The organism is Moorena sp. SIO3I6, assembly GCF_010672095.1.
In genome coordinates this window covers 1-22,254 of record NZ_JAAHHU010000009.1, presented here as the reverse complement: position 1 = coordinate 22,254, position 22,254 = coordinate 1, and the positions used below count along the sequence as shown (strand labels likewise).

Below are 22,254 nucleotides of genomic sequence, written 5' to 3'. Positions count from 1 at the left end.
TAACCCTTTCAACCCCAGTTACCCTTCAGTGAGAATTTTTGGCACTTTGAAGAAATCACCATCCTGCTCAGGAGCTTCCCTGAACATACAATCCCTGTCAGTATAGGGTTTGAGAGTATCCAGTCGAGTCACATTACTAATATCAATCGCCCGTGTAGTCGGCGGCACATCCTCAGTATCTAATTCACTAAGCTGTTGAAAATATTCGAAAATACTGCTCATCTGAGCTGCAAATTTCTCCTCTTCCTCTGCTTTCAGTTCTAAACGAGCAAGATTGGCAACTTTTTGGACTTGTTCGCGGTCAATCATAATTTAGTTATATTATATTCTTGGTTACTAATGAACTCCTCAACACTCAACAGTAAAGGCTTAGCCCAAATCAAAGACTATCAAGACTATCAAGTTTATTAACTAGAAGCTAGCCGCTAGAAGTAAACATCAATCGTAGAACGACCTGTAGTTTTCAGCCAGTTTTGGGCTTCAATGTAGTTATTAGGAGCAAGGCGAATAGCTCGTTTCCAATAATCAGCCGCTTTGTCATACAAAGCTTCTGCCCCCTCACTATCCCCAGCTTCTTTAGACTGTTCACCTTGATAATGGTAAATTACGGCTACATTATTAAGGGCCTGAGGCATACGGGGGTTGATATCAAGGGCCTGATGATATAGTTCTAAAGCACGCTCATGCTCACCATTACTCGCTTGAATCAGCCCCATGTTGTAGATAATAAAGCTGCGGTCGTTGGGGTCTTCCTCCAGTTCCAAGGCTTTTTTGTAATTATCCATAGCTTCAGCATATTCCCCATCCGCTTGAGCTGACATACCATCTCGGTAATAGACAAAAGCTTCCTTGGCTTGCTTATTAGTAGGCAGAATCTTTAAGAGGATGTCTGCCATCACCGTAAAGGTTTTATCGATAAAGTTATCGTTGCGTTGAGTGCGTGGCATAGTTGCGTGGGTCTATAGTCTTCACCTTGTAGATAATCCTATCTCGTGATGTGAGCATTTAGCTATGAACCTATCAGCAGTTAGCTCGACAATCTAGGAAAACTTAAGCATTGGGCTGACTGCTGCAAGTCATGACTTATCCTGAACACCCCTCAATCAGGTGATATAGCTTGTAGTGCTATAGCTCAAGTAATGCCTGTGTTACCTAGAGCGTCAACTGACTTACTGTTCTATAACTTGATTATTCTTTAGCATATCTGGTTATATATGTCAATAAAGATATTTGTTAAAATCTCAGTAAAATCACTTAGAATAAAAGCATGGTAGATGAACCCTGATAATTACCCCCGGAGCTGAAGTTTCCGGGGTTTTCTGTATTGCCTATAGTTCCCACACTAATCCGATCCGAGCTAGATCAGGGTTTTGTAGATTCCTCTGGATCAATTAGTGAGTCACTTTTCCGGATATGCGTGAAATCACCGAGAAAAGAGAAATGGTAGATGCACCCTGATAGTTACTCCCCGAAGCTCACGGTTCGGGGGTTTTATTTAGTACCGATATTCTGCATTTCTTATTTTAAGTATAAATACTCGGGATTGGCCAATGAGGTACAGTCTTCTTTGACGCTCATTCCCTCAATCGATTCTCTGCCTAACCCACTGTCTTGATGCAGTCGCTCATGGGGGGAACCCCCAAGACCGCGCTGCATCGCTTCCGAAAAGCCCTTAAAGCAGCACTTGAACCTTGAGTCAAACTCATTTGGACAAACTGCTCAACCCCTTCAATAATGGGAAAATTAGGAAAAGTACGACTCAAAGAAGACTCAACATAGCTACCCCCCTTACCTGCTTGGAGTACATTGATTTTTAAACTTCCCTTAGAAAACTGCCATAACTCAGGCACTCCCAAAGCTTCATAAGCACTCAGTTGTGTTTTGGAAGTAACATCAACCTCAATGGCTATATCGGGAGGTGGATCACTACTTAAATCTAATCTTCTTTTGCCAATCATTAAACGATAATTTTGAATATAAAAACAATTATCCGGCTCGATTCCTGCTGCCATATCCTTCCGCTTGAAAGTAGTTGAGCCGTAACATTCGCGATTGAATTCCAATTCTTCTAGTAAAATTTTCACCATATCACCAATAATTTCTTTATCAAACTCATGTTCTGGCAATGGCATTCTAATTTCTAATTGATTTTGATAGTAAGCTACTCTATTAGCTCTTTTTTCACCGAGTTCTTCCAAAATCTCCTCGAACTTTGACCAGCTTACATCAGTCAAAAGAATCCGCTGTCCTGGAGGAACACTTAACTGCCTGAGCTGTAATGTTACCATTGAGCATTACCTTCCGATTAACCTGCTTCTGTCTTGGTGCGCGTTTGGTGTGGGCGTTGGAACCTCGCGCCTTGTCGCACCGCTATTTTATGGCAATCGCCCCTTGGAAGCTGTGAGAGTGCGATTGACCGTAGGTCACGCTACGCGAACGCCAATCAATTAACCCACCCTACGTGCTTCAAGCTGTAATATACAATAACACATCAAGGAGTAGTCCTATGGGTCAATTGATAATTGATAATTAATACAGCTTTCGAGGAACGGTCTTGCCGCCAGTCGTCAATCATCCCCTGCTAAACCTTCCGGATACTGAAGAAGTAACTCAGAAGAAAGAAATGGTAGATGCACCCTAATAATTACCCCCGAAGCTCACGGTTCGGGGGTTTTCTTTGTAGGTGCGCTTTCCGCATCTAATTATTAAATTCGCCACGGGTCGCACCTGTAGATGCTGCCATAAACCATAACTTGGCCGTCAGCTAAAAGTAAAGTTTTATCTAGGTTTTATCTAGGTTTAGTGATCATATAGAATTTTAAGCCATACCTTAGCTTCCGGATCTTGGTAACATCAATCAGAAGAAAGAAATGGTAGATGCACCCTAATAATTACCCCTGAAGCTCACGGTTCGGGGGATTTTTTTTGGTAGATGTTGCCATCAGCGCCTTAGCTGGCTGTTGGCTTTGAGCAAATTTATCCCGTGGGTTTTGTTATTGATTGACTAGTAAATTTACTAGTAATCCTTCCGGATATCAATCCCATCAATCAGAAGAAATAAATGGTAGATGCACCCTGATAATTACCCCTGAAGCTCACGGTTCGGGGGATTTTTTTTGGTAGATGTTGCCATCAGCGCCTTAGCTGGCTGTTGGCTTTGAGCAAATTTATCCCGTGGGTTTTGTTATTGATTGACTAGTAAATTTACTAGTAATCCTTCCGGATATCAATCCCATCAATCAGAAGAAATAAATGGTAGATGCACCCTGATAATTACCCCTAGGCTCAACGGTTTGGGGGTTTTCTTTTGAAACAGCTGTCGAATCCCTATCAAAGCTAATAGTTACCAGAGATATTCCGGCAATTTTTTCGACTATTTTATTGGTCATAGTTCCGGAGAATAGTGAAGTAACTAAGAAGAAAGAAATTAGATGCCACCTGATCAACACCCCTGAGATCTGATCGGGAGTTTTTTAGCAGTAGATCAATTGCGATCTATGTCACTAGTTACTAGAAGCACCGTCTAAGAGTGTTTTTTACCCATTTACCTTTCTGAGTGCGGTTCCGATGTTGATGCTCTCACCGCCTAGAGCAAACTTCCTTATTATAAGGCTACATTGATGGGATTGACCGTAGGTCACGCTACGCGATGAAGCGTTCGCGTAGCGTGGCCAAAGGCCTCAGCTTCCGCTAAAAGCGATTGACCGTAGGTCACGCTACGCGAACGATGATTACTCAGAAAAGAGTGAGTGCGAAGTATATTCACAAGTTAATCGTTTTTAATCCCAGCTCTGACGAGACTGGGTTTTAAAACTTCGCGCTTACTTGTGATCAATCCTGCTAGCTGTCAACTGCCAAAAATTTGGTAGTTTCTATAAATAGCCCCAACCCAATATATCATAACCTTATCTGGTAAGCAATAGCTATGGCTTGGGAGAAAATGGTACACCTAGATATTTCCCCTGGAGTAGGAGACGCTCCTCTATTTAATTGACCAAATACCCACTGATAAGTTCCATCTACCAGCAAGTCCTTAACTAGTTCATAACCTTGGCACGGTCAGTCAAAATTTCGTAGCCATCAGTTGTTACCAAAACCGTATGTTCAAACTGAGCGGATAGAGAATTATCGACCGTAACGACTGTCCAACGGTCAGATAGGGTGCGTGTGAACTTAGTACCAGCATTCAAAATTGGCTCAATCGCCAGAGTCATCCCAGCACGGAGCTTGACATTCGGCAATTCGCGGGTGCGGAAGTTGAATACTGAGGGGTCTTCGTGTAGATTTCGCCCCACACCGTGACCCGTATAATCCTCCACTATACTATAGCCATAAGTTTGGGCATGGTCTTCAATCGCACCAGCAATGTCTAGCAAGTACTTCCCTGCTTTCACCTGTTCGATGCCCTTGTAGAGAGATTCATTTGCCACCCGAATTAATTGACTCGCTTCTGGTTTCACCTCCTCAATCGGAATAGTAATGCATGAGTCCCCGTGAAATCCCTGATAGAAGGCACCTGTATCCACTTTCAACACATCACCACTGCAAATTACTTTCTTAGGACTAGGAATACCATGAACTACTTCGTGATTCAGGCAGGTGCAGATCGACCCAGGAAAGCCGTAGTAGCCTTTGAAACTTGGGGTTGCTCCCATCTGACGGATCCGCTTTTCGGCATAGACATCTAAATCTGCTGTGCTCATTCCTGGCTCAACCATCTCAGAAATTTCTTTGAGTACTGTTGCCACAATAGTTGCCGCCTGCCGCATGATCTCAATTTCACGCTCAGATTTGATTTCAATCCGTCGGCGTTTTTTCTTGGCACGGGAGGGATTAGTGGCACCGGAAAGCAGGTTACTTAGAATGTTCATTTGATAATTATTAGTTAATTAAGAATTATTAAAGAATTATTATATCTTTCGATTTTCTTTCTATTTTCGGTTCCTAGCTCTATTGAGTAAAAATTCTTAGCAGGATGGTCTCCAACACTTCAGTAAGAAGAGGATAAATCCTTTATTTCAATAAAGAGCTATTCCAGTTAACCACAACTTGACATTAATGGTCGATTTTATTTATACTACAGATATCGGAATAGTTAATAAAACAAGGTTTAAAGTTAACTGATGAATAAGTGCGTTTGTACTACTGAAGCAGCATCTCTTTTAGGAATATCTTCGAGACGGTTGAGACAACTCCTCCAAGACGGTCGCGTCCGGGGTGCCTATAAAAGCGGTAAATTCTGGATTATTCCTCTGTTCAACCATTTACCGCAAATTATCAAGGCCAGCCGTGGACCGATTGGCACATGGAGTAAAAGTCGTCCTCCGGCTCTAGCTAAGATCAATGTCAATCGCAATCGCATTGGCACCAACAAAACTAAACCTCCCGAAGAGCGTCAGCCAGTGATTTCGGTAAAACGAAGCGGCAACAATCTATACGGCAATCAGGTAGAAATTCTTGGCCCGTGTCGGATTGTGTATCAACCGGATAACCCTCTTGATTGTGGTGCTCGTCTGTGGATTGAAACCTTTAGTGATATTCACTTTATCGGTGGGAGTTTTCCGGCCACTGCCTAGTAGAGGGTGGGGTTATATTTACCTTTTTCCTGTTGCCTTTTTCCATAACAATACACTCGCAATACCTAGGATGACTAAGGCAAAAATCCCTACGGGCAACCACCACTGTAATAGTTGAGGCTCTGATGGTGCCGTATCCTCTTCTGAGAAGGATTCTGACTGCTGGTTAAATCCAGGTTCAGTGGCAGGACTTGGCACAGTTGCAGTTTTTTTCCCAGGAGTGACTGTAACGTCGTACTTGATCTCAAATGGCTTAAAACTAGCTCCTGATTTAGGAGTACCGCTTAAAACTAACTCATAGACTCCCGCTTTAGGAAAGACTAGATCAGCTCCAGGAATACCTTGATATTGTTCGGCTGATATAGCTTTCAGCTGTGGCTCAAGGATGGGGGAACTCCCTAACTCTGATGAGGATTTAGAGTAAACGGCTAGTTGACAGTCACATTGGTCTAGGGGAATGAGTTGGCCCCCTTGGCGAGTAAGGGCAAACCACGCTAGAGCAGGTTCTCTAGCGCGAGGATTGTGATTGGGTTCAATGTGGAAGGTAGCACCGACATCAGCAGAGGTTTTAATGTTGTGAGAAATTATCGGAAAATACTGCTGAGTTGTGAGTGCTGAGTTTTCAGTAGAGGAAATGTTTGATGGCAGTTGAATGGTCATGGGGGTTAACTCTTAATGCTAAAATTTCTTCAAAGATGCTCTTACCTCCTAACCATAAAATGCCGGAGATACAGAGGATATAGAAGATCACACATGAATCTTTTCATGACAACTTGCTATAAGTTCACAATAAGCATGAATGGCTGATGATAATATTTACCATAGTCTATAGGTAAGGAACATAAGCACGGAATGGTTTTAGATTTGCTGCTGGTCATGACCCTAGGGTTTCTGGGGAGTTTTGGTCACTGTGTGGCGATGTGTGGACCTCTGGCAGTGGCGTTTTCCCTATCTCAGCAGCAGGAAAAGTCTCCAAAGTGGCTGCATCAGCTGGGTTTTCATAGTCTACTGAACCTAGGACGAACAATTAGTTATGCTCTCGTCGGAGCTGGACTTGGGGGTATGGGTTCGGTCTTGATTGCCAGTGGTCAGTTGGCTGGGATTGGCAGTGGATTGCGCCAAGCCATGGCAATTCTGACTGGTTTAATGCTTATTTGGTTTGGCTGTGTGCAGCTTAAACCCGATTGGATTCCCCGTCTGCCCCTATTACACCCCCTATCTAAAGGGATTGGGCATCAACGGCTGACGGTCGCGATGACTAAATTGTCTGGGGAATCTCAGTGGTGGACACCAGCCCTTTTAGGAGGAGTCTGGGGTTTGATGCCCTGTGGCTTCCTGTATGCTGCTCAGATTAAAGCAGCGGAAATGGGTAATCTCTGGTGGGGAGCAGCAACGATGCTGGCCTTTGGACTGGGAACTATGCCCATGATGCTAGGAGTGGGTGTATCTGCATCTAGACTCAGTGTTAGCAAGCGCAGCCAGTTGTTTCGCCTAGGAGGCTGGGTTACCCTCACCATTGGTATTTTAACCCTTCTGCGTACCGATGCTATGGTGGATTACACCGGTCATGGGGCGCTGCTGTTACTGATGTTATCTTTGATTGCTCGTCCGATTAGTCGTTTGTGGGCTGGGCTGTTACGCTATCGTCGGGCTTTAGGAGTGGGGGCATTTGTGTTGGCGATCGCTCATACATTTTTTAGGCTAGACCATGCCTTGAACTGGAAGTTAGATGCTATGGGGTATATGCTACCGCAGCATAAGTGGGGTCTGTTAGCAGGAATTTTAGCGCTCGTGTTGATTACCCCAGCCGCCCTCACGAGTTTTGACCGCTTACAGAAGGGTTTGGGCAAGCTTTGGCGACGGATTCATTTATTGAGTATCCCTGCTTTAGTCCTAGCTGCAATTCATACCGTGATGATTGGTTCGAGCTACCTTGGACAGTTAGCTTGGACTGGAAACCACCAACTCAGAGCTGTGAGTTTGGGAATAATTACCTTAGGAGTTTTGCTAGTGCGATCGCGTATTGTTTGGTCAGGGTTATCCCTAGAAAAGTTCTACCTTCCCCCCAAATCTTGGTAATGGTCACTGATTCTAAACTGAGCTTTGGACCCATCCACTTCAGTATTATCTATTCAGTATTACCTATAGTTAGCGATATTTTCTCTGCTCCAAGCTAAACCTATCCAATTTAGATGTAAAGTAGCTATAAGGTTATTTTTTGGTTGGCTTTATGGGATTTCGAAATTGGTTAACGGCTACAGCAGTAGCTTGTCTGATTTGGGTGATCAGCTCGGCATTTGCGCCCCCTGCTTTTGCTAAGATCCCCATTAAACTCTTAGACTTGCATTCCCAGGAGTGTCCCTCAGAAATCGGGCAAGGCACGGTGACCGTTGGTGGGGGTTCGGCGAGGCAGGCTAGTTGCTATCTGATCAAGGGTAAAGCCAAGAATACCAAGAAAATAAACGTATTTGATGCTGATGTTTTTGGTCGTATCTACGATGCCAATGGCAATAATACCTTCCAAAACCGGGGTCGCGTGGGATCAATTGATGAAGTGCCACCAGGCATCAGTGATTTTGAAATCCGGGTTACAGTTCCTGCTAATGTAAAAACGCCTCTCAAGCTTAAGAAGTTTAAGGCATCCGGTTTTAAGCACAAAATCGGTCGGTGATTAGCTTAAAGGGGGATTAAGCCCACGCTGACGCTTCCCTTTCAGACGTGGGGCTTCTCCCCGTTTAAGCTAAAACAGCCCACCTAAAAATTCTAGAAGCAAAATCGCGAGTATGGGGGAAACATCTATACCTCCAAGGGGTGGAATGAAGGAACGGAAAATATTCAGGTAAGGGTCAGTAATGGGACTTAACACAGAAGTTATCTGATTCGCCCAATCCATTGTTTGAAACCAAGTTAACACAACTCGGACAATTAATAGATAGAAATAGATTTTGATAAAGCTCTGGAGAGTGCTAGTCAACAGTTCTGTAGCCATAGATTTATAAGCTTTCTTAGTAAGTTTGTGTGAGTGTTATGCCTTGATGTTAAGTTTAACGAATTTGATCAACCTGTGCCTGAATACCAAGTCAGTAAAGCTAAAACATACCTACAACATAATTTTTTTCACGGCTCAAGCACCCGTTCATGTGTATTTGCCTCAGCTGTACCTTTCACTGTGCTGACTTGTTGACGTACATCGTCAATGGCTGAATTGAGCTGGGCAATTTTGTCTTCCAAACTCTGACGTGCCGCTTCAATACTTGCTTCTGCCTTTAGTTCGCGCCTTCTGGCCCTAATTGCCTTAGGGTCTGAGCGCTCAGAATTTAACATAGACCGATCTTCCTCATCGTTTTGATTACTTTTGCCAGCAGTAACCAAAGCGCCGATTAATCCACCTATCAATCCCCCGACTACTGCTCCAGTCAGGAATCCACTTGCAAAACCATCTTGCTGACTCATGTTGCTCTGTTGCCCTTGATTTTCAAAATGCAGCTTTTATCCAGATTAACCCATCAAGTTTGAGAGGATCTTGCTGATTAGACAAGGGGTTTGCTACCAGCCCATAATTAATTGTATCGTATCGCAAGGCTTTTAGACAAAGCTTTGAAAGCCCGGTCTGGTGAGGGAGCGGAGAGTGTGAAGTTTGGCACCGTGATCAGCCAGTCTAGGTAGAGGTGTTGCCTGGAACACCTCTACTATCAGTTAGTTGGATTTGCTGTCTAAGTTGCTCAGGGTAATAGGGGTTATTTGCTGCTCAGGTCAAGTTCCAAAAGCGCGATCGCCTGCATCACCCAAGCCTGGTACGATATATCCCTTAGCATTGACTTCCTCATCAATCATGCCAGTGTAGATGGTCAAACTAGGATAATCTGCCCCCAACTTTTGTAAGGCTGGTGGTGCTGCTACCACGCTAATAATCCGTGTTAAGTCTGGTGTTGCTCCTCGTTTTTTAAGTTCTGACATTGCCAACATCATTGTGCCACCAGTAGCCAGCATTGGGTCGAGAACTAGGACTCGTGTATTTGGGTCAAACTGATTCGGTAAGGTATTCAGGTAAAAACTGGCTTGTAAGGTTTCCTCATTTCTGACCAGACCAAGGTGATAAACCGATGCCAAGGGCAGCAAAGTTTGGGCTCCATCTAAGAGCGCTAGTCCAGCCCGCAAAATTGGCACAACTACTATGGGCACTTCTGGGTTAACCATAGTTACCTTGCACGGAGCTAGGGGAGTTTGCACTGTTAGTTCTTCATTCGGCAACCAATCCCGCATTGCTTCATAGGTCAACCAGCGTCCCAACTCGGTCATAGCGCTTTTGAACAATGGAGGTGGTGTCGAGGCATCACGGGCAACCCCTAGCCAGTGCTTAACTAGGGGATGGGGTGGAACATAGACACGTAGTTGGAGAGTCATAACAGGTCGTAACTATAAGAATTAGTGAGAAACAAATTAGGTAGTGTCAGAGGAATTGGGCAGCAGGGTTTTTGGGAATAACCACAAGTTTTGATCTAGTCGATGATAGTTTCAAGTTTTACATTGATGAATACAGTATTAACTAGTGTTTGCTTGATTCAAGCAAACCCTAAACAAGTTGTCAAAATACAGACAGCACTCAAAGGGTTTGGGCATGCTTTTAACTATGCCAATAATACTGTCAAGTGGTCAATTACAAGCAAAAACACCATAGAGACTCAGATCTACACCTGAGGGGGTGTGTGGTGTGGCGGGGGCGCGGGGTGTAATGATTGCCTTAGTTCCCAAAAAGTTTTCCCTACAGGTTCGCCGACACCCAGTAAGGGTAACAAGGCTGCTTGTTACCCTCCCCGGTGGGATGGTTAGCTAACACTCCTCCCACTCCCGGCACTCCCGACACTCCCCTTTTCGGGAAAATGCTTTTCAATATGTTGACATTTTTTTTCAACAAGACTATAGTAGTAATAAGTGTTCTCCTCTCATTAAGGATAGGCGGGTGGGACCGGTACGCAGCAGCAGGCTGGTGCCCACTTTTTTTTTTGCATTAGTAATGAACTCTTATATCAACAAGAAACGCTAAACTCAGATCCATCAGTTAATATATTTAAATTGCTAATTCCATGACTGCTGGATCCCAACCTTGCCCATCAAGCAATCAATCCCATACCATTTCCAATCAATCGGTATTTGATACTATTGTTATTGGCTCTGGTATTGGGGGGCTAGTCACCGCAACTCAGTTGGCAGCGAAGGGAGCGAGTGTGCTGGTGCTAGAAAGCTATATCATTCCTGGTGGTAGTTCGGGTTACTTTGAGCGAGAGGGGTATCGCTTTGATGTTGGAGCATCAATGATTTTTGGGTTTGGCACAAAGGGGACAACCAATCTACTTACCCGAGCCCTTGAGGCTGTCAATGTCAGTCTCGAAACAATTCCAGATCCAGTACAGATTCACTATCATCTCCCTGGTGATCTAGAGCTCAAAGTCCACCGAGACTATGAGAATTTTTTGCAAGAACTTACTGCTCACTTCCCTGACCAACGCCAAGGAATTCGCAAATTTTACGATGAATGCTGGAAGGTCTTTAATTGCCTGAATGCCATGGACTTACTGTCCTTGGAAGAAATTCGCTATTTGACCAGGGTATTTTTCCAGCATCCCTTGGCTTGTTTGGGTTTAGTAAAGTACCTGCCCCAAAATGTGGGAGACATTGCTCGCAAGTATATTAGCGACCTCCAGTTGCTGAAATTTATAGACATGGAATGTTATTGCTGGTCTGTGGTACCTGCTGACAAAACACCGATGATTAATGCTGGGATGGTGTTTTCTGACCGACATTACGGTGGAATTAATTATCCGGTAGGAGGTGTAGGAAAAATCGCCCAAAAACTAGTGGAGGGATTGGAGAAAGCTGGAGGTCAGATTCTTTATAAAGCTCGAGTGAAGAAAATTCTGCTGGAAAAGGGCAAGGCAGTGGGTGTCCAGCTAGTGAATGGTAAAGAGTATCGAGCAAAACGAATTGTTTCCAATGCTACCCGTTGGGATACCTTTGAGAAATTGGTGCCAGCTGACCAGATGCCAGTAGCTGAGCGGAAATGGCAACAGCGTTATCAGAAATCACCGGGTTTTTTGAGTTTACATTTAGGGGTAAAGGCAGATGTTTTACCACCTGGTACAGAGTGTCACCATATTGTCCTAGAAGACTGGGAAAATATGGAGGATGCGGAGGGGACTATTTTTGTTTCTATTCCGACCTTGCTTGATCCCAATTTAGCTCCAGAAGGCTATCATGTTTTCCACACCTTTACCCCGAGCTGGATGGAAGATTGGCAAGGGTTATCCCCTCGTCAGTACGAAAATAAGAAGGAAGAGGCGGCTGGATGCTTAATTGAGCGACTGGAGACGATTTTTCCTGGCTTAGATGCTGGATTGGATTACATGGAGGTGGGCACACCACGCAGTCATCGACGATTTTTGAACCGTATGGATGGAACCTATGGGCCAATTCCTAACCGCAAGTTAATGGGATTGTTGGGAATGCCGTTTAATCGCACTGCTATTCCAGGGCTTTATTGTGTTGGTGATAGTACCTTTCCGGGGCAGGGTTTAAATGCAGTAGCGTTTTCGGGATTTGCTTGTGCTCACCGTATTGCTGTGGATTTGGGATTCTAGGTAGAATGCTTTTTAGGGAACAGCGGATCACCGGAATAGGGAACAGCGGATCACCGGAATAGGCAATAGGCAAGCTAGCAATAGGCAATAGGGAACAGGCAATAGGCAAGCTAGCAATAGGCAATAGGGAAAAAATCCTGTGTACGTCATTAATATGAGAATCGCTATAAAGTAAGTATTCAAACGCAAATTAGATCACACTCGCCACACTTCCCACACCTCCCTCTGTTTCCCTATTCCCTATTCCCACCGGCGGAGGGCAATAACTTCTAGTTGAGAAATTAATCTGGCCAATTCCTGGGTCAAAAAATCCGAACGTTTTTCCTGATAAACTTTGAGTAAGCTCTGATAAAACCAAAGGGTGCCCTCTTTACCACCTGTAAACTTTTGCCAAACTTGTTCCCCTTCTCTGTGGCAATCAGCAAGAAGTGAACGAATATTGTGGAGTTTATCAGCTAAAGCTTTAGCATCTTGATAGCTATCGAGTTTATCAAAGGTGGGATTACGGAAGGATTTTTAGATGTAGTGTTGGGCAAAATTTGCATCAAAACGGAGGAGCATTAAACGGGATTTTTCATAGAAATCAAAGCCATAAGCAGAGTGTAATTATTGTTGAATATAATCAGTACTGTATTTTTCGGTATGGTTAATAATTTCTGATTTTGACCAAGGGAAATTGGGAGTATCCCAAGACAATTTTTTGAATTCGGTTATTCGTTCTAAACGGTAGTTATACCATCCCAAGGGCGGTTGGTTTTCAGTTCGATCAGGTCTTTGACCAAAGGCACAGAGGTAATAAGCCCGATGATAATAGTAAATAAAAACTGGGTAAACAGTGTATTTTTTTTTTATTTAAGCAAGCACTGTTATAGATATTTTTGATATGTAGTTTAGGAGCAATATTCCAAATTTAGGTAGTGATAAATAAGTAGTGATGCAACATTACATGGACTTTAAATAAGGCATTTTTTTATTGAAAAATATAGTAATTTTACTATCAATTAATTAGGTATAATTATCTAAGTAATCAGAAATAATGATTAAATAATCCTTAGAAAACTGCTAAATTTTTATTATTAACAAAAAGGTTAGTGATCAATACACCATCATAACAATGAATACAGTCTCAGATTTAATAACGCGACCCAATTGCCCTTACTGCAACTGTGAGCGAACAGTTAAAAAGCGATGCAGCAAGGGAACAGGGGGTTTCCCCCGGAGACAAAACCTTAGATAGTGGAGCCTTTATAGTTAGCAGGTTATGCAGAAAAGGGTTAAATATTTTTTAATAAGGCGACCCTATCTTACGGTAAATTCAAACCATGAGCGACTGCATCAAGAACAGTAATACCAAAGAAACGTCACAAACCAGTAGCAAAAAAAACTGGTAAAACTAATCATATTGAAAGCTTAAATAATACTTTAATACAAAGGATTAGTCGTCTGGTAATAAAAACTTTGTCATTTTCAAAAAAAATAGAAAATCACTTAGGAGCTATTTGGAATTTTATTCATCACTATAATAAGTGTTTGTCGGGTTGATTAGGCTATCACTACTTGTGTATCACTACCGCTTACGCAACGATAATTTCCAGATCTCTCATATCATGATCGGGATAATTACCCTTAATAAAAATCTCCCCATCTCCCCATATTCCCCTCCTGGGAGGGGTTAGGGGTGGGTATCACCCTCCCTCTAATTATGGGTATTCAACCTGACTTGATATCAAATCCACCAAGGATAACACGGCAAATAATTGAGCAATGTTTCGGGCTTGTTGACAATCAACCGGTCGATTATAGATTTTTGATACTATTGTAGATTTTTTTTATGTAATTTTTGATACAAATTACGAGGCGTTTACCCTGGAATCTCAACCCTAGTTGCTCCTCAAGTAGCGTGACCGTAGGTCAATCGCGTAGCGTGGCCGTAGGCCAATCCCGCAGCGACCCTTTTGGAGCATCGCATTTCTCTAGTTTTCTCTGCCAGAGACAAGTGACAGGATCCCTGATTTTAGGCATTTGTGAAAATTTGTGACTATTTCATTGAGCGCTTCTCATATTAATGAGATACACAGTATTTTTGGCGTATTCCCTATGGCGTATTCCCTATGGCGTATTGTCTCCTGAGCCGAAGTTCCCTGATCCCAAGTTGCTTATTCCCTGTCTTGATGCATAAATAGCTAATTAGGCCATGATAGAGTGTTTAATCAAGGCTCTAAGTATTAAAAATATTAAATTAGTATTAAAAATATTAAACAAGTTTGTCAAAGGGTCCAGCAGTTTTTATAAGATTTAGTTATAATAGGATTATTAGAAATAAATACTCATAATTAGATATCAAAAAATAGATAGATCTCAAAAATAGATAGATCTCAAAAAAGTAGATCTCAAAAGAGTAACATCTGCTCACCGCAGCCCAAACAGTAAAATCAGATACTAAAGTAAGGACCCCGCTTGTGCATAGACGGGGCTTCCAAACATCCTAAGATTTTCTGTGAATCAATTCCTGCCAGTCTGGAACTTTCTTCTATCTAGAGTGTGGCTAGTTGGGCAACAATAAACTGGGCGGAAATTAGAGGTGAAGGTAAAAAAACTGGATAGTTGGAGATAACCATAATGGCTATTACTCGTTCGGAACATCTGCCAGATCTAGAAAGTGTGCATCGGGAACTCAACCGCCGACTCACCCATTTCATGAATAGCGACGAGGGAGGATTTCCAGGGATGACGTTTATGCCCTATGCAGAGATCGAGGAAACTCCTAAAGCCGTTTACCTGAGACTAGAAATTCCAGGCATGGAAGCCAAAGACCTTGATGTTGAACTCACGGAAGACTCTGTTTGCATCAGTGGCGAGCGCCAGTCAGCAGCTAGGACTAAAGCAATAGGTATGGTACGCTCGGAACTACGCTATGGGAAATTCAAACGGGTTATTCCAATACCAGCCAAGATTAACAGAAATCAGGTTGAAGCTGAATATCATAACGGCATGCTCAAACTCACCCTGCCTAAAGGGTAAGCTTGAATCTTCAACCTTTTCTAAGGTGAAAGTTGGTGACCTGAGGGGGTGACAACAAGGCGCTTCATTGCTGCTTGTCACCCCTTCAGGTTGGTTACTGACTGCCTTGCCTGTTTGATCATGTCAATTAAGGTGTAGTGAGCATCTTCAGAATCTTTAAGTTCATGATCAAACCTGATGCGCACAGTGGAAGACTCCCCCTTGACTTTTGTGATTATATTCATGCCTTGAGCATCAATCGAAACCATTTCTGCTTCTTCTGTATCCGGGGAATTGCCGAAAGTCTGAGCATACAGTGCCACAGCATCAGCATGATCATCGTTCATGTGCTTACAAATGCGATCGCTTACCTCAGGAGAAAATGGGTCAGACATGCTTAGTCAAGAAATATAGTTATCAAAACATCTTTATCAAGATATCAGGTTTCCCCTCTCAAAACAGTCAGGACTTACCCAGCTGAAAGGAAAAATTAAGGTTTTAGCCAATAGGTAACCGCCAACGGCGAACGGGGATATCAGAATTACAGACGTTTGATAGGTCTGGGTGGATATACTGTCTATGGGGAACTCCTGATTTACCTATTAGCAGTTGACTAGCTTGGAGGATAGAATTCATAGGCACAGCGGTAATTCCAACCTGTGTAAAATTCCCAGGGTGCCTGTTTCAGCATCAAGTTAGCTGATCTGATGGGCGTTTTCTGATATATTCAATATTAGGTATGAGCATTTCCTCTGATTCAAGAAGGTATGTTAAATAGTAATCCCTAAGGTCAAGAGCTACCGGGATATCGGGTGTACTCAGCTAAATCGTCAGGGTTAGATTATCAGGGTAGACGAATCAGTGAAACACCCAGGGTAAACCCATCTAATTTTTTAAATCCTATATATAGTGTTTTTCAAATTAAATAAACACTATATGTATAAAAATAATTGTCAATAAGCACAATAAGGCTAGGTTTATTGAGAACTACCCCCGCTTACCCAACAAGATGCGTTTACCCTGGTGAAACACCTTTAAACTAAAAGCTTGATAAATACTTATGAAGATACTGTGACGGTATATCAATTGGCTGCTATCAGCATAATTCATATCATTCTCAGTGATATCTAAATAGTGGTGCTTACCCTAGTTTACGAAGCTAAAACTTGCTGGATGTCCCAGAAGTCTATTTAGGGCTTGTGATCTAGAACACATCTAAAAGAGGATCTAGATCTCCAGACAGGCGTGCTATCTATCATCCTACTGGTGTGACTTTCGTAAGCGTAGTTATGGGAGTTTGATCACTTCCAATACCTAGAAATTAGTGGTCAAATAGAAAGCAGTCACTACCCACTTCGAGTGAGTAGAAACAGGGAGGGTTGTCATGCAAACTTTAAAACAGGGATCCAAGGAGTGCAATGTCATGGCAAAGTTGGCGGATAAACTGGAAAGAGAATGGCAGTCGCGCTTGTTGAGTGACTGTCCCAACCAAAATCCAGCCACCAGCTCCAGTATTGTACAGTGGTTAATTGGAGAAGATAAAGAGGGGTTTGACACTCTCACTCAGAGCAAACTGGTAATCGCTGTCCAAGCAATGGAGTATCGTTACAGAATTTTGCAACAGCGTTACTTGGGGGTGCCACCAGAACGTTGCTATCGCAATTTGACCACCCGCTTAGCTAGTCTAGTTACCTTACGCAATAAAATCCGCACTTGGGTGTCCCTAAGTCGCGATCGCCAAAGGGCTGTGGTGGATGTTCTCCAAGAAGTGATTCAGGAATTATTAAATAGCGATCGCTATATCCAAAAGCAAATTGCCTGGATTAGACAATGTACCAAGGAAGAACCGCTGCGCAATGCTTTATTATTAACTACTCTTGAAGAGTATTGTCTGCGCCCGATTCGCAACCAGCCCTTAGTTGTCTATCGGTTTGTCAACTTTCTGCGTCGGTCTCAACGTGGCGGTATGACCCATGTGCCAGAAGGAGACATGGTACGTTTAGTGTCAGAGTCAATCAACCCGGAAGGGGAAACCGATGCCCCAGTAAGTCTATTGGATAACCAAGCCATTACTAATTATCAACATAAGCAGGCTTGGGAAGACAAACAAAGCCTAAGGATGTCCGTATCTAAGGAATTTGAGGCTTACTTAGAGAAAAACTTAGGGTCTGAGGCGGCCCTTTGGCTGCGACTTTACTTGCAAGGTCAATCTCAAGAGGCGATCGCTCGTCGCCTAAATTGGCCGATCAAGAAGGTCTATCGTCTACGGGAAAAAATTAGCTACCATGCCATTCGTGTCTTTTCCATCAATGGGGTAAAAGGCCAGCCAGACTTAGTAGCCAGTTGGCTGGAAACATCCTACACTGAGCACAGGTTTGGACTAACCCCAAGGCAATGGCAAGAATATCAGCAAAAACTGACCCCTGAACAACAGCAGTTGCTGGATAAGATGAAAGCTGGTCATACCTTCGAAGCGATCGCTAACGATCTTAACTGGAGAACTAACCAGGTGATGGGTGAATGGAACAAACTCTATCTAGCAGCTCAAGCCCTGCGCAGTGCTTCAGCAAGTTGAGGTTTGAATTTTATTATCCAATCAATCCCGCTAATTATTGATCAATAAGTGATAGGTATTAATTAGTATAGCTACAAGGAGCTACAGCAAAAAAACACTAATTTACTGTCATCAAAAAAAAATGGGTCTGAAACCCCGTCCTTCTAGGACGGCTTTGTGCTATAATTTCATAAAACGCAATCAAGCGAAAAGGAAGGGTGAAACCCAGCAGTGGGACGCCTTGGTTAAATGGTAGTTACTCGAAATGGGGACTCGGTCTAAGACTCCAATTCCAGCCCAATGCCACGCAAGAGTCTTTTCGGAAAGCGAATCAAAGTACTTCAAAAAAAAGTAGACTCAATGACATTTCTGTCGGAGAGAGTAGAGGCAATTGGCACCGCCAAGTGGACTATCAACCCCATGTTGGTAGTTGTTACGAGCAATGCCCCAAAAGGGTACCTCCTCTAAATAATCCTCGCGCCTTTAGGCCGGGGAGTGTCAAACTAATTTAGTCAAACTAATTTACTGGAATAGGGCATGGAAAGCAATTGAGACAATTGTCCATGCCCTATTTTTTATACTCCTCACCTGACAAGGGCTAATGCCACCAAACTAGATATCACTTTTTAGCTATAAACTGACCTTTAAGGGATTGAATCTCCCCTGATAATTCTTGGCGTGTTTCGACTTTGAGTAGATAACGAGCTACAAACCAGATTGTATAGCCAATACCCACTAATTCAAACAACGGTGCCATCAGGGGAATATCGTTAATTGCATCCAGCACCGCCAACGTGACCTTAACAGTAATGAACCCAGCCAGCAAAAGACCAACGGTAAGCAAGGGTTTTTGGTAATTGCTAACAAATCCGCCGATATATTCCGGCAATTGTGACAAAATTTCTGTAAGAGTTTGCAACCATTCCTGCCACGGTTGGGTCAGTCCTGGCTCAGGAGCAGTGAGTTTGGCTATAGCACCAGGTTTGTCAACTTTGAGGTCTACTTTCAGCTGTTTTTCATCCTCAAGGGTAGTTTCATTGGTGCTGCTCTGAGTATATGCAGATGCTTGGGGATTTGACGCCATATTTCCTCCAAAATTCTATTAAAGCAGGATATTCTATCGTTTGAGCAAGGCAGCTGCATAAGATGACAGACTGACTAACTGTTGCCCATGTTATCAAAAGTTTCATCATGACCTGCTAGGGGTGAGCATCCGTAGGTATGGGCTGATTTATAGCCAACTGGTCTGGTGACCAGTGCTCACTAAGTAGGTCAGCACCACAACAACTGGTTAGGGAAAATCTAAAGATTTTGTTAAAATACTAAAAAATAAGCTTCCAGGAGAACACCTCCAATCATGAGCAACACCCTATCCGAAAACCAAGTTGTTATTGCCCCTTCTATCCTGTCAGCTGATTTTAGCCGACTGGGAGAAGAAATTAAGGCTGTGGATGCCGCAGGGGCTGATTGGATTCATGTTGATGTAATGGATGGTAGATTTGTCCCTAACATCACCATTGGTCCTCTAGTTGTTAAAGCCATTCGCCCGATTACCGAAAAGCCACTGGATGTCCACTTGATGATTGTGGAACCAGAAAAGTATGTCGCAGACTTTGCTAAGGCAGGGGCTGATATAATATCCGTTCATGCTGAACACAACGCTTCACCCCATCTGCACCGCACTCTCTGTCAGATTAAAGAATTGGGTAAGCAAGCAGGTGTTGTACTTAACCCCTCCTCATCCTTGGATTTAATTGAGTACGTCCTAGAAGTCTGTGACTTGATCCTGATTATGAGCGTCAATCCTGGCTTTGGTGGTCAAAGCTTTATCAAAGAAGTTGTGCCAAAAATCCGCAAACTGCGTCAGATGTGTGATGAGCGTGGTCTTTCTCCCTGGATTGAAGTTGATGGGGGACTCAAGGTGAACAATACCTGGGAAGTGCTAGAAGCCGGAGCGAATGCGATTGTGGCTGGCTCAGCTGTATTCAAGGCACCAGATTACGCAGAGGCCATTAGCGGTATTCGTAACAGCAAGCGTCCTGAACCCCAGTTAGTAACTGCTTAATCAGAACTATCCCCATTAGGCCAATCTTAATCAGAGGTCGAGGGGGCTGATAAGGGTAGGTTTTTAACAAAGACGTGAGTATGGGGTGTAGGGTGTGTCGAAGCGATGCAGCAGCTTCATGAGGGGGTTGGGGTTGGGTTTGACCCTGATCTAAAAAACCTACTCCCTACTCCCTACTCCCTACTCCCCTCAGGTCATAAGTACCTCAGTCAAGGTCGAACTGCTATAATCTGCAAAACTTTCGCTCGCGGTCAAATTCTGGATTTTGCCAAGAGAAAGCAAAATGGCTGACTGAGTTAATTTGTGGTGTCACTCGGCGCAATGCCTGCATCTGGTTTTCTAGGGAAGGACGATTTTTTATGGATCTTCCCCAAGTTCCTGCTAATGCTGGTTTTACGTCTGTTTCCGACGATGCCCACTTAAACACCCGTTTGACTAAATTGGCAATACAACCGGTGTGACCACAAACACCATAAGACATGGGATGCCATTCCAGGGAACGGGGAAAATGTTCCCAAGGCTGTAGTCTCGAATCATAACCCATGCGACCTACAACTTGGTTGCCATCAGGGAAAAACACTGCACCGGCTTGTACCCCAGCTCGCTCTGCTGCCAATTCACCTAATTTGAGAAAGTCTAATATCCCTTGGGCAGCGTGAGCAACACTGAGTTGCCACAACTGCCATTGTATAGTTCGAGTACTCTCTCTTGGGGAAGGAGTGCGACCTTGCCACAGGGGAGTTTTTTCATCAGGGTAGAGCTTTTTGACAGCTTTTATATCCCTAGTACTAATGGAACCCTTACTCAGATAGCGCCGAATTAGCTCCTTACCTTGATTGTTACCAGCCCGTTGATACAGGGCTTGCTTAGCTGCATCACTGTAAATCCAAAGATCCTTGACACTGCTGGCCACAGACTGGGAACCTGAACCACGGGGATAGCGAATGTAGTCGAATAAAATCCCATCGGGGCGTCGCTTTAATACACCCTTAAGCATCTCATAGTAGTCTACCTGGGCTTGTCGATTATAAGGGTCGATAAATACTTGAGAGCCATTCTTAACTACCGACAAACTGGTCTCTCCCCGACCATTGCGGGCAAGAATCTGTTGCCGCTCGGCACGATGACCGTAGGTATAACCAAAATTCATGGTAAACATCCAGGCATATACCTGCAAACCCCGCTCACGACCTTTTTGAATCGCCTGGGCTAATAAATCTACGTTCTCATTCCCCGGTTGTTGTATGACTGACGGCCAAGGAGTACGATTATCTGCCTTTGGTAAAAGAACGCGACCATCGTAAAATACTTCAACGTAGACCTGATTGTAGCCTTGGTTAACAATACGGTCGAGGGTTTCCTCAAGGGCTCCAGGACGAGCATCACAGGGATATAAGCGCACCCAAATGGCTTGATTCTTCGGCCAGGTTTGGGAACGACACTGCTGTAAGAAACTGGCGTGTTCCTGGATAATGGTTTGGTAGCTGATTTTAGAGTTTGAGTTGTCCTTTAAGGAATTAACTCTTAAGCTTTCTTTTTGAGCGATCGCTTCCTGAGTAAAGTGGCAATAAGCTTTTGTTTTTGCCTCAGCGGTTGGTACCAACCAACACTGACTCAACAGACTACTTCCTACTGCAAAGGCGGCAATCAAGCTACGATGTAGACCTTGCCGGTGTTGCCTCCGTTTAACAAAACTGTTATACATTCCTAGAAACACTACAAAAGAACAGAAAGTTAGCCAAAAGCCAGCTAACTCATCCCCGATTGGTTCAATATTTTTGAAATCTGCCCCAGGTGCAGCATCAGGGATTCTAAACGGATACTACGAGAGGGTCAGCAAGTCACTAACTCGTTTTCATCCCCGCCGTTATTGCACAGGGGTTTTTAACTGGGATTTTTGGTAAAATTAGCTTTAGCTAGTTATTATATGGTTTAGGGATAGAAAGGGAAACACCAAGGGAGGGGTCAGAGGTAAATCTATATCGTTTTATTTGATGCATATATCATTAAATTTGTCAAGCAAGTTTGATTATTGTCGATTATTAGCTAACTAAAGCCCTAGTAGTAGTGATAAACCATATAATCATTAGTCTAACCCCTAACCGCGCTTCGGCTGGCATTATCTTTAACTGTTTTCAGCTCTCTTACCTACTGTTCCGGAAAATTCTTACTTATAATGAGAGTTAGGGGGAGAGCAGATCAAAAAATTGGCCAAAACTTTGAGATCATCGATAATCCTACCCTCCCTTACCTGGGATGTTCTCAAGAAACCTGAAGATAGGACAGGTTTCTACTCGCAGTTTTTTTGTTAACCCAGGTTATGCCTCGCCTACAATAGGCGAGGTATCGACAGCTTAAGCGCCCCGTTTGAGAGAACGCTCTACTTGGGAAAATTCCTGCTCTAGACGATCCTTCACCTTTTTC

At 43.5% G+C, this 22,254-nt stretch carries 24 protein-coding genes and 1 pseudogene; 10 read left to right on the top strand and 15 right to left on the bottom strand.

Annotated features, from left to right (window positions below; translation table 11 throughout):
• Positions 1-18: 18 nt before the first annotated feature.
• The 6 genes from gatC to map form a co-directional block, all read right to left on the bottom strand.
• Positions 19-309, bottom strand: coding sequence for an Asp-tRNA(Asn)/Glu-tRNA(Gln) amidotransferase subunit GatC (gatC, locus tag F6K49_RS05385; protein WP_293038553.1), 291 nt, complete (start codon positions 307-309; stop codon positions 19-21).
• A gap of 116 nt (positions 310-425) precedes the next feature.
• Positions 426-947 carry a photosystem I assembly protein Ycf3 gene (locus F6K49_RS05380; RefSeq protein ID WP_293021894.1) on the bottom strand — a complete coding sequence of 174 codons (522 nt, stop codon included), beginning with the start codon at positions 945-947 and terminating at the stop codon, positions 426-428.
• A 651-nt stretch (positions 948-1,598) separates the two neighbouring features.
• Positions 1,599-2,288, bottom strand: a complete 690-nt coding sequence (locus F6K49_RS05375; RefSeq protein WP_293021892.1) for a Uma2 family endonuclease — start codon at positions 2,286-2,288, stop codon at positions 1,599-1,601.
• Positions 2,289-3,239: 951 nt separating this feature from the next.
• Positions 3,240-3,389 (bottom strand): hypothetical protein, encoded by a 150-nt coding sequence (locus F6K49_RS05370; RefSeq protein WP_158069737.1) that lies wholly within the window; start codon positions 3,387-3,389, stop codon positions 3,240-3,242.
• Positions 3,390-3,637: 248 nt separating this feature from the next.
• A complete protein-coding gene (locus F6K49_RS05365) occupies positions 3,638-3,766 on the bottom strand; it encodes a hypothetical protein (protein WP_293065522.1) in 129 nt (42 codons plus the stop codon).
• A 271-nt stretch (positions 3,767-4,037) separates the two neighbouring features.
• Positions 4,038-4,871 carry a type I methionyl aminopeptidase gene (map, locus tag F6K49_RS05360; RefSeq protein WP_293094785.1) on the bottom strand — a complete coding sequence of 278 codons (834 nt, stop codon included), beginning with the start codon at positions 4,869-4,871 and terminating at the stop codon, positions 4,038-4,040.
• Between the two features lie 252 nt (positions 4,872-5,123).
• On the opposite strand from map, the gene F6K49_RS05355 reads away from it, so the two are divergent.
• Positions 5,124-5,576 carry a helix-turn-helix domain-containing protein gene (locus F6K49_RS05355; RefSeq protein ID WP_293021888.1) on the top strand — a complete coding sequence of 151 codons (453 nt, stop codon included), beginning with the start codon at positions 5,124-5,126 and terminating at the stop codon, positions 5,574-5,576.
• An 18-nt stretch (positions 5,577-5,594) separates the two neighbouring features.
• On the opposite strand, the gene F6K49_RS05350 is transcribed toward F6K49_RS05355, so the two are convergent.
• Positions 5,595-6,236: a hypothetical protein gene (locus F6K49_RS05350; RefSeq protein WP_293065515.1), complete on the bottom strand. Its 642-nt coding sequence runs from the start codon at positions 6,234-6,236 to the stop codon at positions 5,595-5,597.
• Positions 6,237-6,428: 192 nt separating this feature from the next.
• Between F6K49_RS05350 and F6K49_RS05345 the strand changes: the two genes are divergently transcribed.
• Both F6K49_RS05345 and F6K49_RS05340 read left to right on the top strand, forming a co-directional pair.
• Positions 6,429-7,655, top strand: a complete 1,227-nt coding sequence (locus F6K49_RS05345) for a sulfite exporter TauE/SafE family protein (protein ID WP_293065512.1) — start codon at positions 6,429-6,431, stop codon at positions 7,653-7,655.
• A 151-nt stretch (positions 7,656-7,806) separates the two neighbouring features.
• Positions 7,807-8,247: a hypothetical protein gene (locus F6K49_RS05340; protein ID WP_293021883.1), complete on the top strand. Its 441-nt coding sequence runs from the start codon at positions 7,807-7,809 to the stop codon at positions 8,245-8,247.
• Positions 8,248-8,316: 69 nt separating this feature from the next.
• On the opposite strand, the gene F6K49_RS05335 is transcribed toward F6K49_RS05340, so the two are convergent.
• The 3 genes from F6K49_RS05335 to upp all read right to left on the bottom strand — a co-directional run bounded on the left by F6K49_RS05335 (position 8,317) and on the right by upp (position 9,980).
• Complete coding sequence (locus F6K49_RS05335; protein WP_293021881.1) at positions 8,317-8,565, bottom strand: YggT family protein; 249 nt, start codon at positions 8,563-8,565, stop codon at positions 8,317-8,319.
• Positions 8,566-8,693: 128 nt separating this feature from the next.
• Positions 8,694-9,029: a hypothetical protein gene (locus F6K49_RS05330; protein WP_293021879.1), complete on the bottom strand. Its 336-nt coding sequence runs from the start codon at positions 9,027-9,029 to the stop codon at positions 8,694-8,696.
• Between the two features lie 300 nt (positions 9,030-9,329).
• Positions 9,330-9,980: a uracil phosphoribosyltransferase gene (upp, locus tag F6K49_RS05325; protein ID WP_071104472.1), complete on the bottom strand. Its 651-nt coding sequence runs from the start codon at positions 9,978-9,980 to the stop codon at positions 9,330-9,332.
• Between the two features lie 126 nt (positions 9,981-10,106).
• Here upp and F6K49_RS05320 point away from each other — a divergent pair, with 126 nt between their 5' ends.
• Complete coding sequence (locus tag F6K49_RS05320; RefSeq protein ID WP_293021876.1) at positions 10,107-10,274, top strand: hypothetical protein; 168 nt, start codon at positions 10,107-10,109, stop codon at positions 10,272-10,274.
• A 386-nt stretch (positions 10,275-10,660) separates the two neighbouring features.
• On the top strand, positions 10,661-12,211 hold the full coding sequence (crtH, locus tag F6K49_RS05315; protein ID WP_293094780.1) for a carotenoid isomerase: 1,551 nt from the start codon (positions 10,661-10,663) through the stop codon (positions 12,209-12,211).
• 27 nt (positions 12,212-12,238) lie between these two features.
• Here the strand turns inward: crtH and F6K49_RS05310 are convergent, their stop codons facing one another.
• Complete coding sequence (locus tag F6K49_RS05310) at positions 12,239-12,361, bottom strand: hypothetical protein (protein WP_293021874.1); 123 nt, start codon at positions 12,359-12,361, stop codon at positions 12,239-12,241.
• A 456-nt stretch (positions 12,362-12,817) separates the two neighbouring features.
• On the bottom strand, positions 12,818-13,063 hold the full coding sequence (locus tag F6K49_RS53200; RefSeq protein ID WP_366514129.1) for a TIGR03985 family CRISPR-associated protein: 246 nt from the start codon (positions 13,061-13,063) through the stop codon (positions 12,818-12,820).
• A 492-nt stretch (positions 13,064-13,555) separates the two neighbouring features.
• Here F6K49_RS53200 and F6K49_RS05305 point away from each other — a divergent pair.
• Positions 13,556-13,753: pseudogene (locus tag F6K49_RS05305) on the top strand (IS1 family transposase); the annotation flags it as partial.
• Between the two features lie 1,077 nt (positions 13,754-14,830).
• A complete protein-coding gene (locus F6K49_RS05300; RefSeq protein WP_293021873.1) occupies positions 14,831-15,232 on the top strand; it encodes an Hsp20/alpha crystallin family protein in 402 nt (133 codons plus the stop codon).
• Between the two features lie 77 nt (positions 15,233-15,309).
• Here F6K49_RS05300 and F6K49_RS05295 read toward each other — a convergent pair whose 3' ends face one another.
• Positions 15,310-15,606, bottom strand: coding sequence for a DUF2470 domain-containing protein (locus F6K49_RS05295; protein ID WP_293021872.1), 297 nt, complete (start codon positions 15,604-15,606; stop codon positions 15,310-15,312).
• Positions 15,607-16,595: 989 nt separating this feature from the next.
• Between F6K49_RS05295 and F6K49_RS05290 the strand changes: the two genes are divergently transcribed.
• Positions 16,596-17,786, top strand: coding sequence for a HetZ-related protein 2 (locus tag F6K49_RS05290; protein ID WP_293065499.1), 1,191 nt, complete (start codon positions 16,596-16,598; stop codon positions 17,784-17,786).
• A 598-nt stretch (positions 17,787-18,384) separates the two neighbouring features.
• Here F6K49_RS05290 and F6K49_RS05285 read toward each other — a convergent pair.
• Positions 18,385-18,849 (bottom strand): CAAD domain-containing protein, encoded by a 465-nt coding sequence (locus F6K49_RS05285; protein ID WP_293021868.1) that lies wholly within the window; start codon positions 18,847-18,849, stop codon positions 18,385-18,387.
• 273 nt (positions 18,850-19,122) lie between these two features.
• On the opposite strand from F6K49_RS05285, the gene rpe reads away from it, so the two are divergent.
• Both rpe and F6K49_RS05275 read left to right on the top strand, forming a co-directional pair.
• Complete coding sequence (gene rpe, locus F6K49_RS05280) at positions 19,123-19,830, top strand: ribulose-phosphate 3-epimerase (RefSeq protein WP_293094776.1); 708 nt, start codon at positions 19,123-19,125, stop codon at positions 19,828-19,830.
• Between the two features lie 105 nt (positions 19,831-19,935).
• A complete protein-coding gene (locus tag F6K49_RS05275) occupies positions 19,936-20,121 on the top strand; it encodes a hypothetical protein (RefSeq protein WP_293042749.1) in 186 nt (61 codons plus the stop codon).
• Here the strand turns inward: F6K49_RS05275 and F6K49_RS05270 are convergent.
• Positions 20,054-21,535 carry a family 10 glycosylhydrolase gene (locus F6K49_RS05270; protein WP_293021865.1) on the bottom strand — a complete coding sequence of 494 codons (1,482 nt, stop codon included), beginning with the start codon at positions 21,533-21,535 and terminating at the stop codon, positions 20,054-20,056. The two genes, F6K49_RS05275 and F6K49_RS05270, sit on opposite strands and share 68 nt — an antisense overlap.
• Between the last annotated feature and the right edge of the window lie 719 nt (positions 21,536-22,254).

Bases quoted from the DNA above. Each gene is read 5' to 3' on its own strand.
- gatC (WP_293038553.1), bottom strand. From the start codon at position 309: ATGATTGACCGCGAACAAGTCCAAAAAGTTGCCAATCTTGCTCGTTTA.
- F6K49_RS05380 (WP_293021894.1), bottom strand. From the start codon at position 947: ATGCCACGCACTCAACGCAACGATAACTTTATCGATAAAACCTTTACG.
- F6K49_RS05375 (WP_293021892.1), bottom strand. From the start codon at position 2,288: ATGGTAACATTACAGCTCAGGCAGTTAAGTGTTCCTCCAGGACAGCGG.
- F6K49_RS05370 (WP_158069737.1), bottom strand. From the start codon at position 3,389: ATGACCAATAAAATAGTCGAAAAAATTGCCGGAATATCTCTGGTAACT.
- map (WP_293094785.1), bottom strand. From the start codon at position 4,871: ATGAACATTCTAAGTAACCTGCTTTCCGGTGCCACTAATCCCTCCCGT.
- F6K49_RS05355 (WP_293021888.1), top strand. From the start codon at position 5,124: ATGAATAAGTGCGTTTGTACTACTGAAGCAGCATCTCTTTTAGGAATA.
- F6K49_RS05350 (WP_293065515.1), bottom strand. From the start codon at position 6,236: ATGACCATTCAACTGCCATCAAACATTTCCTCTACTGAAAACTCAGCA.
- F6K49_RS05345 (WP_293065512.1), top strand. From the start codon at position 6,429: ATGGTTTTAGATTTGCTGCTGGTCATGACCCTAGGGTTTCTGGGGAGT.
- F6K49_RS05340 (WP_293021883.1), top strand. From the start codon at position 7,807: ATGGGATTTCGAAATTGGTTAACGGCTACAGCAGTAGCTTGTCTGATT.
- F6K49_RS05335 (WP_293021881.1), bottom strand. From the start codon at position 8,565: ATGGCTACAGAACTGTTGACTAGCACTCTCCAGAGCTTTATCAAAATC.
- F6K49_RS05330 (WP_293021879.1), bottom strand. From the start codon at position 9,029: ATGAGTCAGCAAGATGGTTTTGCAAGTGGATTCCTGACTGGAGCAGTA.
- upp (WP_071104472.1), bottom strand. From the start codon at position 9,980: ATGACTCTCCAACTACGTGTCTATGTTCCACCCCATCCCCTAGTTAAG.
- F6K49_RS05320 (WP_293021876.1), top strand. From the start codon at position 10,107: ATGAATACAGTATTAACTAGTGTTTGCTTGATTCAAGCAAACCCTAAA.
- crtH (WP_293094780.1), top strand. From the start codon at position 10,661: ATGACTGCTGGATCCCAACCTTGCCCATCAAGCAATCAATCCCATACC.
- F6K49_RS05310 (WP_293021874.1), bottom strand. From the start codon at position 12,361: ATGACGTACACAGGATTTTTTCCCTATTGCCTATTGCTAGCTTGCCTA.
- F6K49_RS05300 (WP_293021873.1), top strand. From the start codon at position 14,831: ATGGCTATTACTCGTTCGGAACATCTGCCAGATCTAGAAAGTGTGCAT.
- F6K49_RS05295 (WP_293021872.1), bottom strand. From the start codon at position 15,606: ATGTCTGACCCATTTTCTCCTGAGGTAAGCGATCGCATTTGTAAGCAC.
- F6K49_RS05290 (WP_293065499.1), top strand. From the start codon at position 16,596: ATGCAAACTTTAAAACAGGGATCCAAGGAGTGCAATGTCATGGCAAAG.
- F6K49_RS05285 (WP_293021868.1), bottom strand. From the start codon at position 18,849: ATGGCGTCAAATCCCCAAGCATCTGCATATACTCAGAGCAGCACCAAT.
- rpe (WP_293094776.1), top strand. From the start codon at position 19,123: ATGAGCAACACCCTATCCGAAAACCAAGTTGTTATTGCCCCTTCTATC.
- F6K49_RS05275 (WP_293042749.1), top strand. From the start codon at position 19,936: ATGCAGCAGCTTCATGAGGGGGTTGGGGTTGGGTTTGACCCTGATCTA.
- F6K49_RS05270 (WP_293021865.1), bottom strand. From the start codon at position 21,535: ATGTATAACAGTTTTGTTAAACGGAGGCAACACCGGCAAGGTCTACAT.